General features: G+C 42.9%; 8 protein-coding genes, 1 pseudogene and 1 riboswitch. Of the genes and pseudogenes, 7 read left to right on the top strand and 2 right to left on the bottom strand.

What is annotated here, in order from left to right; genetic code table 11:
* The first annotated feature begins 184 nt into the window (after nucleotides 1-184).
* Nucleotides 185-275: riboswitch (cyclic di-GMP riboswitch) on the top strand.
* A gap of 268 nt (nucleotides 276-543) precedes the next feature.
* The 3 genes and pseudogenes from DW904_RS01570 to DW904_RS01560 all read left to right on the top strand — a co-directional run bounded on the left by DW904_RS01570 (nucleotide 544) and on the right by DW904_RS01560 (nucleotide 5,615).
* Nucleotides 544-3,762: a response regulator gene (locus DW904_RS01570; protein WP_118577792.1), complete on the top strand. Its 3,219-nt coding sequence runs from the start codon at nucleotides 544-546 to the stop codon at nucleotides 3,760-3,762.
* A gap of 241 nt (nucleotides 3,763-4,003) precedes the next feature.
* Nucleotides 4,004-4,758, top strand: a pseudogene (locus tag DW904_RS01565) (tRNA threonylcarbamoyladenosine dehydratase).
* A 134-nt stretch (nucleotides 4,759-4,892) separates the two neighbouring features.
* Complete coding sequence (locus tag DW904_RS01560) at nucleotides 4,893-5,615, top strand: LytTR family DNA-binding domain-containing protein (RefSeq protein WP_226836519.1); 723 nt, start codon at nucleotides 4,893-4,895, stop codon at nucleotides 5,613-5,615.
* Nucleotides 5,616-5,684: 69 nt separating this feature from the next.
* Here the strand turns inward: DW904_RS01560 and DW904_RS24840 are convergent, their stop codons facing one another.
* Together DW904_RS24840 and DW904_RS01555 are read right to left on the bottom strand one after the other, a co-directional pair.
* Entirely contained in the window at nucleotides 5,685-5,858 is a 174-nt protein-coding gene (locus DW904_RS24840) for a DUF6783 domain-containing protein (RefSeq protein ID WP_347561982.1), read from the bottom strand.
* An 11-nt stretch (nucleotides 5,859-5,869) separates the two neighbouring features.
* A complete protein-coding gene (locus tag DW904_RS01555; RefSeq protein ID WP_147422277.1) occupies nucleotides 5,870-7,105 on the bottom strand; it encodes a nucleotide sugar dehydrogenase in 1,236 nt (411 codons plus the stop codon).
* Nucleotides 7,106-7,327: 222 nt separating this feature from the next.
* Here DW904_RS01555 and bsh point away from each other — a divergent pair, with 222 nt between their 5' ends.
* The 4 genes from bsh (at nucleotide 7,328) to DW904_RS01535 (ending at nucleotide 13,595) form a co-directional block, all read left to right on the top strand.
* Complete coding sequence (gene bsh, locus DW904_RS01550) at nucleotides 7,328-8,302, top strand: choloylglycine hydrolase (protein ID WP_118577791.1); 975 nt, start codon at nucleotides 7,328-7,330, stop codon at nucleotides 8,300-8,302.
* 199 nt (nucleotides 8,303-8,501) lie between these two features.
* Nucleotides 8,502-10,775, top strand: coding sequence for an endopeptidase La (gene lon, locus DW904_RS01545; protein ID WP_118577790.1), 2,274 nt, complete (start codon nucleotides 8,502-8,504; stop codon nucleotides 10,773-10,775).
* Nucleotides 10,776-11,006: 231 nt separating this feature from the next.
* Entirely contained in the window at nucleotides 11,007-12,635 is a 1,629-nt protein-coding gene (locus DW904_RS01540; protein ID WP_118577789.1) for a DUF1002 domain-containing protein, read from the top strand.
* A 348-nt stretch (nucleotides 12,636-12,983) separates the two neighbouring features.
* Nucleotides 12,984-13,595 carry an ECF transporter S component gene (locus tag DW904_RS01535; RefSeq protein WP_118577788.1) on the top strand — a complete coding sequence of 204 codons (612 nt, stop codon included), beginning with the start codon at nucleotides 12,984-12,986 and terminating at the stop codon, nucleotides 13,593-13,595.
* The last annotated feature ends 107 nt before the right edge of the window (nucleotides 13,596-13,702 follow it).

The raw sequence follows: 13,702 nt of genomic DNA, 5'->3' as shown, positions 1-13,702 counted from the left end.
AATTCTACCTTTCTGATAATCGTTACCTCCATCTGTTGATGGAAGCATTATACTACATTGGGACATTTTCCTTTATGGTATATTAGGACATTATCATAAATGGTTCATAAACACAGATTTTCTATCAAAATATTATTGACGCATCGGAAACTTCATGGTATTTTATTTTTGATGAAAAATGGGAATTATTTAAAGGCAAACTTGCTGAAAGGCAGGGACGCAAAGCCAGAAGGGGCTAAAGTCAGAAAGTCTGACCATGTCAGCCGGTTGCTGCTGTTTCCATATATAGAAAAGACGTGAGAACGGAAGCGATTCCGATACCTTTTATACTATATGTATATGGATGTGTGAGTTTAAAAAGATGTAGCAGGGACACTGGCAGGATGTTTGTCAGGTGTCCTTTTTATATGCCAAAATATGTACGAGAACTTGCCGGAGCATGTTCTGGAGCGTGGTTGAAAAAGCATTCCTACAATCTGCGCGCCACATTTTGCAGAAAGCCTTTTTCAAACACGCATCAAACAGAGTGAGGGTTTTTATAAAATGTTATATAAGGAAAATTATGAGGATAAAATATATTCTTTAAACAAGACGGTACCTGGACAAACACAGGATTTATCACAGGCAATACAGAAAACACTGGAAAATAATGGCGGGGTAGGTATGTTGACCGGATATTATGACCAAAATCTGTCTATTCTGTCTGTGAGTAATCTGCTGCTACATAGTATAGGACATACGTTCGATTCTTTTATGAAGCAGACAAAAGGCTCATTGAAGAATTTTTTTTACGGCAAGGATATAAGTATATTGGATCGAGACCGTTTTTTGCAGATCCACGGAGCCGGGGAAGCGCAGATCCTTACAGCGGACGGTACAGTGAATAATGTACGGCTTTATAAAGAGGATGCGACAGATGAAGCAGGCAGACAGATCTGGATTATGTCCGTACAGGTCAACTGGGATCATGTAAATCTGGCACTGATCAATGAGGCTATCTGTTCCGGCTTCTGGTATTTTGACTGTGACGAAAACAGTGAGATTGTGAATGCAAACTGGAGCCATGAGTTCCGAAAAATGCTTGGCTATCATGATACTCTGGATTTTCCGAATAAACTGGAATCCTGGTCAGATCTTCTGCATCCACAGGATAAAGAAAGAGTAATGATGCAGCTTCAGGCGGCAATTGCGGATAAGACGAATCAGGTAAAATACCAGGTAGAGTACCGTATGAGAATGAAGGATCATCAGTACCAGTGGTTTCGGGCATCAGCAGAAGTAATACGCCGGCTGGATGGTTCTGCCAGCAGGATTGCCGGGATTTTTATTAATATTGATGCGGAAAAAAAAGAAATTATGCAGGCACAAAAGTCAGCTGCTTTCCACCGTGCCTTTACGAAAACAGATCTGTGCGAATATTATGTTAACCTGGAAGCAAACACATTTGATACCTTTAAGGTTGAACCGTCCCTGATGACTGTTTTTGAACAGAGTCATACATGGGATGAACTGATCCGGCATTTTGTGGATTCCTATGTTGTGGAAACAGATAAGAAGGCAGTATCCGCTTTTTATGATCGTGGCTATATTGCGGAAAAACTGAAGGGTCTGGAAACCGAATTGTCTTTGGAGTGCCGAATCACTCTGAAGGGAGAAGAACGATGGGTCCGTAATGTGATCATACGTGGCGAGATAGAGGATTCAGAATATGCCATGATTTTTCTGCGGGATATTACGGAGGCAAAGGTAGAGAGCGCACGGCATCTGCAGATGGCAGCGGATAATGCTTCCATGGAGCAGCTGATTCAGAGCATAGTGCGTCTGGTTGACCGTTTTGTTGTCTGTGATCTGGAAAATGACAGATATGAATTCTACAATCTGAATGGACAGATGATATATAAACCTCTGGGCTTCTATCATGATTTTCAGATGCAGGTTCTTGAAAAGTATAAGACACTGGAACCGTTGGAAGCTATAGATATTCTGATAGCCCCGGAAAATATCCGAGAAAATCTGAAAAGCGAAAATGATATTTATAAGTTTGAGTATTGCAGCCTGGATGAAAAGACTTATAAAATCGCTTCTTATATTCCCTTGGAATGGAAGAATGGAAAGCTGGAAAAGGTATTGCTGGCATCCATGGATGTGACACAGGAGAAGAAAGCAGAGATTGAATCCCGTCAGGCACTGAAAGAGGCTTACCGGTCCGCAGAAAATGCAAATCGTGCAAAAACAGAATTCCTTTCCAATATGTCCCATGATATCCGAACACCGATGAATGCCATTGTGGGTCTGACAGCAATCGCCGGAGCAAATATTGAGAGTCAGGACAGAGTTATTGAATGTCTCAGCAAGATTACAGAATCAAGCCGTCATCTGCTTGGGTTGATCAATGAAGTGCTGGATATGGCACGTATTGAAAGTGGAAAAATGACACTGGCACAGGAAGATTTCAATTTGTCAGAATTGGTGGATAATCTTATTACACTTACGCGACCGGTGCTTGATGAACATAAACATAATTTTGATATACACATTAATCATATTGAACATGAGGATGTCTGCGGTGACAGTCTGAGGATTCAGCAGGTATTTGTGAATCTGATGAGTAATGCGATCAAGTATACACCGGATGGCGGGAATATTACTTTTTCCATAGAGGAAAAGCCAAATGGATTTTCGGAGCTTGGATGCTATGAATTTACGATTGAGGATAATGGAATCGGTATGTCGCCGGAATTCCAGAAAATCATGTTTGATCCCTTCAGCCGCGCAGATGACCATCGGACAACCAGAGTTCAGGGAACTGGTCTGGGAATGGCAATCAGCAGAAATATTGTAAATCTGATGAATGGTAATATTAAAGTGGACAGCACCTTACACAAGGGAACTAAAATTACGGTAACAATTTATCTTGAACTTCAGGAAAAAGAGAAAGAAAAGGATGAAAATCTGATGAATTTGCCGGTTCTGGTTGTGGATGATGATAAGACATGCTGTGAAAGTACAGTTGCGACATTGAAGGAGATTGGAATTACAGGCGAATGGGTCCTCTCCGGCAGAGAAGCCGTTGAGCGCTGCTATGCACGTCATGAGCTAAAAAATGATTACTTTGCTGTTATTTTGGACTGGAAGATGCCGGATATGGATGGCATAGAAACTGCCAGACAGATTCGGAAACGGATAGGGAAGGAGATTACCATCATTGTACTGACATCTTATGAGTTCAGCGAGATTGAAGAAGATGCAAAGGCAGCAGGTGTAGATGCTTTTATTGCAAAACCGTTATTCCGTTCCAGGCTGACCGCTACACTGCGGCAGTTTGTTTCTGACAAAAAAGAAAAAACAGCAAGGAATTATCTGGAGAATCTGTCAGAAGCAGATTACACAGGAAAAAGGATTCTGCTGGTCGAGGATAATGAGTTAAACAGAGAAATTGCAGTGGAAATCCTGCAGATGACAGGGGCAGAAGTTGAGACAGCCGAAAATGGAAAAATTGCAGTTGAAAAAGTGGAGGTTTCTCCAAAAGACCGGTATGACCTTATTTTTATGGATATCCAAATGCCTGTTCTGAATGGTTATCAGGCAACCGCAGCAATTAGAAGCCTCCCCGGTGAAAAAGGAGAACTGCCAATTGTTGCCATGACTGCCAATGCTTTTGCAGAAGATGTACAGCTGGCAAAAAATACAGGTATGAACGGACATATCGCAAAGCCGCTGGATATGAATAAGCTGAGTGATGTTTTGAAAAAATGGCTGTAATGATACTGCGAACGGAGTGAACAGGAACGCTGTAATTTATTTATGTGTAGGCGAAAAAATAATTGACAGAAAAACACAGTCATTATAAAATATTTCCGAAAGGTAATGTGGACAAAAGTCTGGGTGGATAAGCTTCCCAGGCTTTTTATGTGAAGATAGAACAGACCGCAGTTTTCTTATTGAAAGAGAAATGTCTGTTTGAAAGTCTGTTGCCTGTCTTTCATTGAGGAGAGAAAAATTTATGTTAAATCAGTTTTCAAGAACCCAGCTTCTTCTTGGAGAAGAGGGGATGAAGAAGCTTGCCGGTGCCAGAGTGGCAGTATTTGGAATCGGCGGTGTTGGCGGATATGTGTGTGAGGCGTTGGTGAGAAGCGGGTAGGTGCTTTTGACCTGATCGATGACGACAAGGTATGCCTTACGAATCTGAACCGCCAGATCATAGCAACGCGAAAAACAGTGGGAAAATACAAGACGGATGTTATGAAAGAGCGTATGCTGGAAATCAATCCGGACGTGAAGGTGGAGACACATAAGTGTTTTTTTCTGCCGGAGAATGCAGACGATTTTCCATTTGAAGAATATGATTATATTGTAGATGCAGTAGATACCGTTACTGCAAAAATCTCCCTTGTCATGAAGGCGAAGGAGAAAGGGGTTCCGATCATCAGTTCTATGGGTGCCGGAAACAAACTGGATGCAAGCCAGTTTAAAGTTGCGGACATTTATAAGACTAAGGTCTGCCCTCTTGCCAAGGTTATGCGCCGCGAACTGAAGAAACGTGGCGTCCGTAAGCTGAAAGTGGTTTATTCCGAGGAAATCCCTACAAGACCGATAGAGGATATGTCCATCAGCTGCAGAACCCACTGTATTTGCCCGCCAGGTGCCAAGCACAAATGTACAGAGCGTCGTGATATTCCGGGAAGCGTAGCATTTGTGCCGTCTGTTGCAGGACTGATCATTGCCGGAGAGGTTGTGAAGGATCTTTGCAAGCCTTGAAAGATCCCACAAAGTGGGGAGTGCAGGTAATTGAGGATTATGCTCTGAAACGTGACGATTATGCAGATTTCTCCCCGAAAGGGAACGTTGTGTTATAATAAACTAGTCAAGTACAAGGAGGCTTTGGGAGAGCTTTGGTAAACAGAATTGCCATATGTGACGACGTGGAAGTTGAGCGTTTTGTGCTGAAGCGTCAGTTGATGGTGTACTTTCAGACAAATGGCAGGGAGGCGCAGATCCAGGAATATGAATCTGGAGAGAGCCTCCTTGCAGACATTGAAGAGGGCTATATATGGCCAGATCTGATTTTTCTTGATATTTATATGGGCGATCTGAATGGAATGGACACGGCACGGAAGCTGCGTGACCTGGGAGTAAAAGCGCCTATTGTATTTCTGACTGCTTCACCTGATTTTGCTCTTGAAAGTTATGAGGTAGAAGCATCCGGCTATCTTCTGAAACCTGCAGAAGAGAAGCAGACCACAGCAATTTTAAACAGACTGCTGAAGTCTGAGCTCCGCAGGCGGATTTCCGTGAAATGCAGAAGACAGTATCGTTATCCTTTCGTGGATGAAATTTTATACCTGGAAAGTGACCGCCATACAGTAACCATACATATGCTGGATGGTTCAGTGCTTGAGACTGCGGAAAAACTTGGAAATCTTGAGAAAAAGATAGAGGATCCCCGTTTTTTACGTTGCCACCAAAGCTTTCTGGTAAACATGGATCACATTACAGATGTAGAAGAGGAGTTTTTACTCCGAAATGGAGAACGGGTTCCCATTCGCGTGAGAGGACGTAAGGATGTGCTGGATGCTTATAATCGCTATTTCAGGATAAAGTCATCCGGTAATTGAAAGAGAGCAGCTGCCAGGATAGTGAATAAGAAACCAGATTGCATAGACAACAGGCAGGAAACACAGTGATTAAACGGAGCTATCTGCTCTCTTGATCGCTATGTTTCCTGCCTGTTTTTGTATGGTGCAGATTGCGGTATGTTTTGCTCGAATTCGACCTACGCAGCCCGCTACGGCGCCCGCATCCGGGCAAAATCTCCCACAAATTGTGATGTACATCTTGCGGAAGCCTTTTTTAGACACGCTTTCGTTTCTTAATCCCTGGAAAACAGATCCCTTGTATAAACCTTTTTCTTCACATCGTCCAGGACCTTGTCATAACGGTTCGCCAGAATACACAGGCTTTTTTCTTTAAACTCTTCCAGATTATTTACAACCTTGCTGCCAAAAAATGTGGAACCGTTTTCCAAATTGGGCTCATAGATGATGACAGTGGCGCCTTTTGCCTTGATCCGCTTCATAACGCCCTGAATGCTGCTTTGTCGGAAATTATCGGAATTACTCTTCATAGTGAGGCGGTAGACGCCGATAACCACTTCTTTTTCCAGGCTTGACTGATAAAAGTTGTCCTCATTGTAGTTGTAATAGCCGGCTTTTTGCAGTACCTGATCAGCAATAAAATCCTTTCGGGTACGGTTGCTTTCTACGATTGCGGACATCATATTCTGAGGAACGTCGTTGTAATTGGCAAGAAGCTGTTTGGTGTCCTTAGGCAGGCAGTAGCCGCCATAGCCAAAGGAAGGATTATTGTAATGCGTTCCGATCCGGGGATCCAGACAGACTCCATTGATAATATCGCGGGTGTTCAGCCCCTTCATTTCCGCGTAAGTATCCAGCTCGTTAAAATAGGAAACACGAAGTGCCAGATAGGTGTTGGCAAAAAGTTTTACAGCTTCTGCTTCCGTATATCCCATGAACAAGGTGTCGATATTTTTTTTAAGAGCACCCTCCTGAAGAAGTGCTGCAAAAGTATGAGCTGCTTCTCTGGTGTGTTCATCACAGGAGACAATGATCCTGCTTGGGTAAAGATTGTCGTACAGGGCCTTGGACTCTCGGAGAAATTCCGGGCTGAAAATAATATTGTTATTGTGAAACTTCTTTCGGATAGATTCTGTGTAGCCTACAGGAATCGTAGATTTGATCACAATTGTGGCAGCAGGATTCACCCTTGTGACCAGGCTTAGTACAGCTTCAACAGCGGAAGTGTCGAAATGATTTTTCCTGCTGTCATAGTTGGTGGGGGTGGCCACTACCACAAAATTAGCGTCTGCGTAGGCGGATTCTCCGTCTGTGGTGGCCGTAAGATCCAGTTCCTTTTCCGACAGGTATTTTTCGATATATTCATCCTGGATTGGAGATTTCTTCTGGTTTATCAAAGCAATCTTCTCCGGAATTATGTCAACTGCAACAACATGATTATGCTGAGCCAGCAGTACAGAAATAGAAAGCCCTACATATCCGGTACCTGCGACTGCAATAGATTTATTCATGGTAAGTTCCTTTCTTAAAAAAGTGTGAAATCGGGAAAAAAGAGTTTAAATTTTCACAGTTTGTGCTACAATATATAACACTAATGATGAACCGTTCATGCACAATTTTTATAAATAATAACATGACAGACTGGAAAATACAACGCCTTGGGAACTTTTGGGAATATGCAGATTACCGAACTGATTTTTTTAAACAATCTCTGATGAATGGAGGAACAGAAGATGTGTACAGCAGCAACCTATAAAACAAAGGATTTTTATTTTGGAAGAACTCTGGATTATGAAATTTCCTATGGAGATCAGGTAGTGATCACGCCTAGAAATTATGTATTTGACTTAAGAGAAGGCGGTCAGCTGAAAAGTCATTATGCCATGATCGGAATGGCATGTGTTATGGAGAACTATCCGCTGTATTATGATGCGGTCAATGAGAAAGGTCTTGGAATCGCCGGCCTTAATTTCGTTGGAAATGCCAGCTACAAGAAGCCTGTAGAGGGGAAAGACAATATCACTCAGTTCGAACTGATCCCATGGATTCTGGGAAAATGTGCTACAGTGAAAGATGCACGCCAGCTTCTTAAGAATATGAACCTGATTGACACCCCATTTCTTCCTGATCTGCCAGTTGCGCAGCTGCACTGGATTATTGCGGACAAAGAGGAATGTATTACCCTGGAGTCGTTGGAAGAGGGAATGAAAATATATGATAATCCAGTAGGTGTCCTCACAAACAATCCGCCCTTTAACTATCAGATGTTTAATCTGAACAATTATATGCAGCTGGCTGTGGAAAACCGCAGTAACACTTTTTCAGAAAATCTGGAACTGAATCAGTACAGCCGGGGAATGGGTGGCATGGGACTGCCGGGAGATCTCTCCTCACAGTCAAGATTTGTGAGGGTGGCCTTTGTAAAAATGAACTCTCTGTCCGGGGATTCAGAAGAAGAAAGCGTAAGCCAGTTTTTCCACATTCTTGGCAGCGTAGACCAGCAGAGGGGCTGCTGCAAGCTGGGAGAAGACAAGTATGAGATTACGCTATATACTTCCTGCTGTAATACAGATAAGGGAATCTATTATTATAATACTTACGACAATCACCAGATCAGTGCTGTGGATATGTACAAGGCGGATTTGGATGGTGAGAAGCTTTATACCTATGCGCCCATAAAAGGGGAACAGATCAGAATGCAAAATTAGCTCTCGTTTCGAAATAAATGTTTCAAAAAACTACCATGTTCCAGAAAGAATGTTCGATTCTTATTGCAAAATTTTAATTTAGTGCTATAATGAACTATCATAGATTCAGATGGCGAATTCATATGAGTTCGCCATTTTCTATAGAATAAATCTGGCACTCATATTAAAAGAGTGCTAACAATACAAGGAGGAAACATGTATGATTACAATACCAGTTTATGAACTTCTTCTTTTACCGGAAGTTACATTTTTCTTTAAAAAAGATATGTTTCCGGAAGGCAGAATTAAAGAACAGAATATCGGAGAAGAAATTCTCTTCGTTTTACAGAAGAAAGAAATAGCCCCAGAGGAAATTTCCATGGAAAATATTTTTCCAGTGGGCGTGATGGGAATCATTGAGAATATAGACGAGGAAGGCAGCGTCAAGATTACTACCAGAAGAAGAGTGCAGGTGACTCATGTAGAATATACTGACGGCATGGTTCAGGCAGAAGCGGTAGATCTTCCGGATATCCAGGATATCTCCCCGGAAGAAGAAAAGGAGAAATTTGATAAGATCAAGAAAGAACTGATGGATTTTGCAAAAGGCTTTCAGTGGGGCGTCTGGGTACGCAGCATGATCTACCATTGGAAAAGCTATCCGGAAGCCGTCAGTGCCCTGGCTGGTTACATGAGCCTTTCCTGGGAAGAAAAATACCATATGATCGAGGTGGATTCCAGGAAAGAACGCATGCATCTGATGGAAGAGGCTGTCTATGAGCTGATGGAGATTTTCCGTGTCAGTGAGGAAGCTGAGACTGCGCAGAAGAACTCCAATGAGAAAGTTTACCGGGAGTCCGCTATCCGGAAGCAGATCGAATTTCTTCAGCAGCAGCTGGACGAAATGCATCCGGAGAATATTTCTGATGTGCGCCGTTTCCAGAAGAAAATCCAGGAATCCGGCATGAATGAGGAAGCACGCAAAGAAGCTGAAAAGGTGCTGAACCGCATGAAGCAGGAAGGAAAAGACAGCCATGAGTATGGTATGCTGTATGATTATCTGGACTTTGCTACAAGTCTTTCCTGGAAGACAGAGGAACCTGCTGAAATTGATTTGAACGAGGCAGAAGAAATCCTGAATGAAGACCATTATGGGTTGAAAAAAGTAAAAGAGCGAATTATCCAGCAGCTTGCTGTTATGGCTCTTAATAAGAAACAGTCTGGTTCCATTTTATTGTTTGTAGGTGCGCCTGGAACTGGAAAAACCAGTATCGGACAGAGTATTGCCCGTGCGCTTCACCGTAAATACGTGCGTATCAGTCTTGGTGGAATCCGTGATGAAGCGGAAATTCGAGGACACAGAAGAACCTACATAGGTGCTATGCCAGGCAGGATTATGGAAGGAATGAAGAGAAGCGGAGCTGCAAATCCGGTTATGGTACTGGATGAGGTGGACAAGCTCGCCAAAGATTACGGCGGTGATCCGGCAAGTGCTCTTCTGGAAGTGCTGGATCCGGAGCAGAACGGAAGCTTTACAGACCATTATATGAATGTTCCTTATGATCTTTCCAATGTGCTTTTTGTGTGTACAGCCAATTCCACCGATACCATTCCTGAGCCATTGCTCAATCGTATGGAAGTAATCCAGTTTCCTGGATATACTGCAGTAGAGAAGTTTCAGATCGCGAGACGTCATCTTTTGCCGAAAGCAATGAAGAGCATGGGAATCAAAGCCCAGAATCTGAAGGTGACAGATGAGGCAATCCGCCGCATTATTGAAGAGTATACAGCGGAGGCTGGTGTCCGCGGACTGAAGAAGCAGATGGATGTGTTATGCAGATATGCAGCTGTGAAGCTGGTAAAGGGTGAGCAGAAGAGCATTACGGTAAGTGAGAAGCGTGTAGCAGAATTTTTGGGACATGGAATTCATCATGAGAAGATTCTGGAAAACCCAGTGCCTGGAGTTGTAACCGGTCTTGCCTGGACCAGTGCTGGTGGAGAAATCCTTTTTATCGAAACTTCTTTTACAAAAGGCGATGGAAAGGTGATCATTACCGGACAGCTTGGAGATGTGATGAAAGAGTCCGCCCAGATTGCCATTACTCTTGTGAAGTCCCTCTATCCGGAATTTGCAGATAAATTCAAGGAAAATGATCTTCACATCCATGTGCCGGCAGGAGCAGTTCCCAAGGATGGCCCATCAGCAGGCATCACGCTGGTAACTGCTTTATCCTCTCTGGTGACAGGAAGGCCTGTACCTGCAGAAATTGCAATGACAGGAGAAGTTTCCCTTCGCGGCGGTGTTATGCCTATTGGCGGACTGCCGGAGAAGCTGATGGCTGCCCAGAGAGCTGGCGTAAAGCATGTGTTTATTCCATATGAGAATATGGATGATCTTGATGATGTGGCCGATGAGGTAAAAGAGAAGCTTGAGATTACACCAGTTAAGACCGTGCAGGAGGTTCTGGATTACTGTTTACAGCCTGCACGGTAACAGGCTCTGGAAAAGCTGCTGATATAATAATTTTTTTACCAAAACATATTTTCATGTTCAAAGAGAGAATTAACAATTAAAATTACAAAAACTATAAGAAGTATGTTATAATAAGTGTACTAAATGAAACAACTGCAAAGACAGAAGTGCAGTGCATGGAAGCCGTTACAGAGTATGAGGCTTTCATTACAGATCAGATTATAACCCAGACAGAAAGTTGGAGGAAAAGTTATGAAGAAAGGCAAATTATTAGCTACGCTACTCTGCAGCGCATCAATGGTTATGGGAAGCATGGTTCCCACAGTACCGGCTATGGCAGATGCTATGAAGGTTGTTACACTTGGCGCAGATCTTTCAGATGAGCAGAAGAACACCATGCTGAAATATTTTAAAGTAGATTCCAGCCAGGCACAGATTATCTACGTTACCAATCAGGATGAGAGGGATCACTTAAGTTCCTATGTTCCGCTGGAGCAGATTGGTACAAGAACAGTGAGCTGCGCTTATGTGAAGCCTACCACATCCGGTGGCATCAAGGTTCGTACCGCCAATTTGAACTGGGTTACCTGCAATATGATTGCAAGTTCCCTTTCCACATCTGGTGTTACCAACTGTGAGGTTGTTGCTGCATGCCCATTCGAGGTATCCGGTACAGGAGCACTGACTGGTATCCAGATGGCATATGAGACTGCCAGTGGACAGAAGCTTGACGAGACCAAGAAGGAGCTTGCTACTGAGGAGATGGTAGTTACAGGTAATCTTGCTGATTCTGTAGGACAGAATGACGCTACCACTGTTATTAACCAGGCGAAAATGCAGGTTATTGCAGACAATGTTCAGAATGCAGACGATATTTACAATATTGTTGTAAATATCTCCAATAATAACAATGTAACTCTTACAGATGATGAGATTAATACCATCGTAAACCTGCTTCAGCAGATTTCCCAGCAGGACTATGATTACTCTGAGATGCAGGAAACTCTGGAGCGTGTAAATGACAATGTAACAGGAAAGGCAGAGGAGAGCAGTGATTCATCAGATGATGAGGACAGTATTGTGGATAATGTAGACCAGAGTGCTCTTGGTGACAATGTTATCGAGAGTTCTACAGAGGATCCGGGACTTGCTGAGGAGACTGGAGCTGCAGACGAATCCGGTGAAGAATCCTGGGAAGAATTTCCGGCTTCTGATGATTCCGGCGAGAACACAGATGGAAGTACAGATGAGTCAGCTGATGGTGACATCAGTGAAGTTGGCGGAACAGATACTGGTGATGGCAGTGATTCTTCCGAAGAGATCACAGATATATCCCAGCTGAATACAGATTTCCTTGGCGATGATGCGAAAGCGAAATTTGAAAAAGCGAAGACCTTCTGTCAGGGAGAGTACAGCGGTGATGAGGACGCTCTTTACGAAGTAATGGGAGATGATGCTGCAGTTACTGTAACACTTGATTCCGACACAGCCAACAAGCTTTCCATCAAGGTTCTTCAGAAATACCTTGGTATCCTTGGAAATGGTGCTGTTTCCTATCAGGAGGATGGAACTGAGAAATACATTACACCAGAACTGAATATGCTGGATAAAGAGATGAAGAAACTTTTCGGCATTGATGTGATCGATGATGGTGAGTCTTCTGAGGATATTGATGTTCTTGGCGATGCAGTATCTTCTGATGATAAAGATACCCTGTATAAAGATACTATGAAGTTCTTTGAGAAACTTTATGGTGAGAGTTCAGAATCCAGTGATTCAGCTGACGGCTCTGAAAATGTGACAACAGATGAAAGTGCTACAGATGAAGTAGGCGATGAGTCTTATGACGAGACTATTGATGAAGAGTCTTACGAAGAATAAAAGACATGAATCTGGAAGAATACTGTTGAATAGTATGTGGTGATGCTCCAGGAGATGACATGTCTGCTGGTGGAAAAGGTACAGAAACTGATATCCAGTGGGATATTGGGGACTGTACCTTTTTTTGCAGAAAACAACTGACCTCTTAAAAATAATCAAAACTGTCTATTGAAGACATACCAGTATCTCGCTATGATAAGTGCTAATAAGATACTGCAGTATAAAAAGCAGTGATTAAACAGGAAACATTGGAGCTTGTTTGAGAAATCATTCCTGCAACTTGTGAGGCACATCTTGCAGAATGTTTTTTCAATATGTACCAGGTTTCCGGGAAAGAGAGAGAAACCTATGAACAAACAGAATTCTACCATTATGAAACTTGCAGAGACTGCACTTCTTGCAGCACTTTGCTATGTATCTTTTACATTTTTGCAGATTAAGATTCCGGTACCGGGTGGAGATGCTACTTCTCTTCACATCGGAAATACCTTCTGCGTGCTTGGAGCTCTGCTTCTTGGCGGTTGGTACGGCGGTCTTGCTGGTTCTATTGGAATGACTATCGCAGACCTTATGGATCCGGTTTACATTACAGGAGCACCCAAGACTTTTGTCCTGAAGCTTTGCATCGGTCTTATAACAGGTCTTGTAGCCCACAAGATTGCAAAGATCAATGAGACGAACGACAAGAAATACGTATTCAAATGGAGTCTGATCGCTTCCATTGCAGGTCTTGCTTTTAATGTGATCGCAGATCCCATCGTTGGCTATTTCTACAAACAGTACATTCTTGGTCAGCCCCAGGAAGTAGCGAGCATCCTTGCAAAATTAAGCGCCGGTGCTACATTTGTAAATGCAATTGTATCTACAATCCTGGTTGTGATTATTTACAATGCAGTTCGTCCAGCCCTTATTAAGGCAAATCTGATTCATGTATATGTAACTGCAGCGAATGCGAAATAAGAAGAAAATAACCATCTGGAAAAGTCAGAATATAAGATAAGTGAAAGCTCTGGAATGTCTGAACCGTGTACCGCCATTGAAAGTCGGATTTAGAATCTGACGATAGG

Origin of the sequence: Ruminococcus sp. AM42-11, from assembly GCF_003480145.1 — a bacterium.
Taxonomy (GTDB): Bacteria; Bacillota; Clostridia; order Lachnospirales; family Lachnospiraceae; genus Blautia_A; species Blautia_A faecis.
The sequence above is the reverse complement of the archived record's forward strand: the minus strand, read 5'-3'. Positions and strand labels throughout refer to the sequence as shown.

Coding starts and splice junctions, on each gene's coding strand:
- DW904_RS01570 (WP_118577792.1), top strand. CDS start 544: ATGTTATATAAGGAAAATTATGAGGATAAAATATATTCTTTAAACAAG.
- DW904_RS01535 (WP_118577788.1), top strand. CDS start 12,984: ATGAACAAACAGAATTCTACCATTATGAAACTTGCAGAGACTGCACTT.
- DW904_RS01555 (WP_147422277.1), bottom strand. CDS start 7,105: ATGAATAAATCTATTGCAGTCGCAGGTACCGGATATGTAGGGCTTTCT.
- lon (WP_118577790.1), top strand. CDS start 8,502: ATGATTACAATACCAGTTTATGAACTTCTTCTTTTACCGGAAGTTACA.
- bsh (WP_118577791.1), top strand. CDS start 7,328: ATGTGTACAGCAGCAACCTATAAAACAAAGGATTTTTATTTTGGAAGA.
- DW904_RS01540 (WP_118577789.1), top strand. CDS start 11,007: ATGAAGAAAGGCAAATTATTAGCTACGCTACTCTGCAGCGCATCAATG.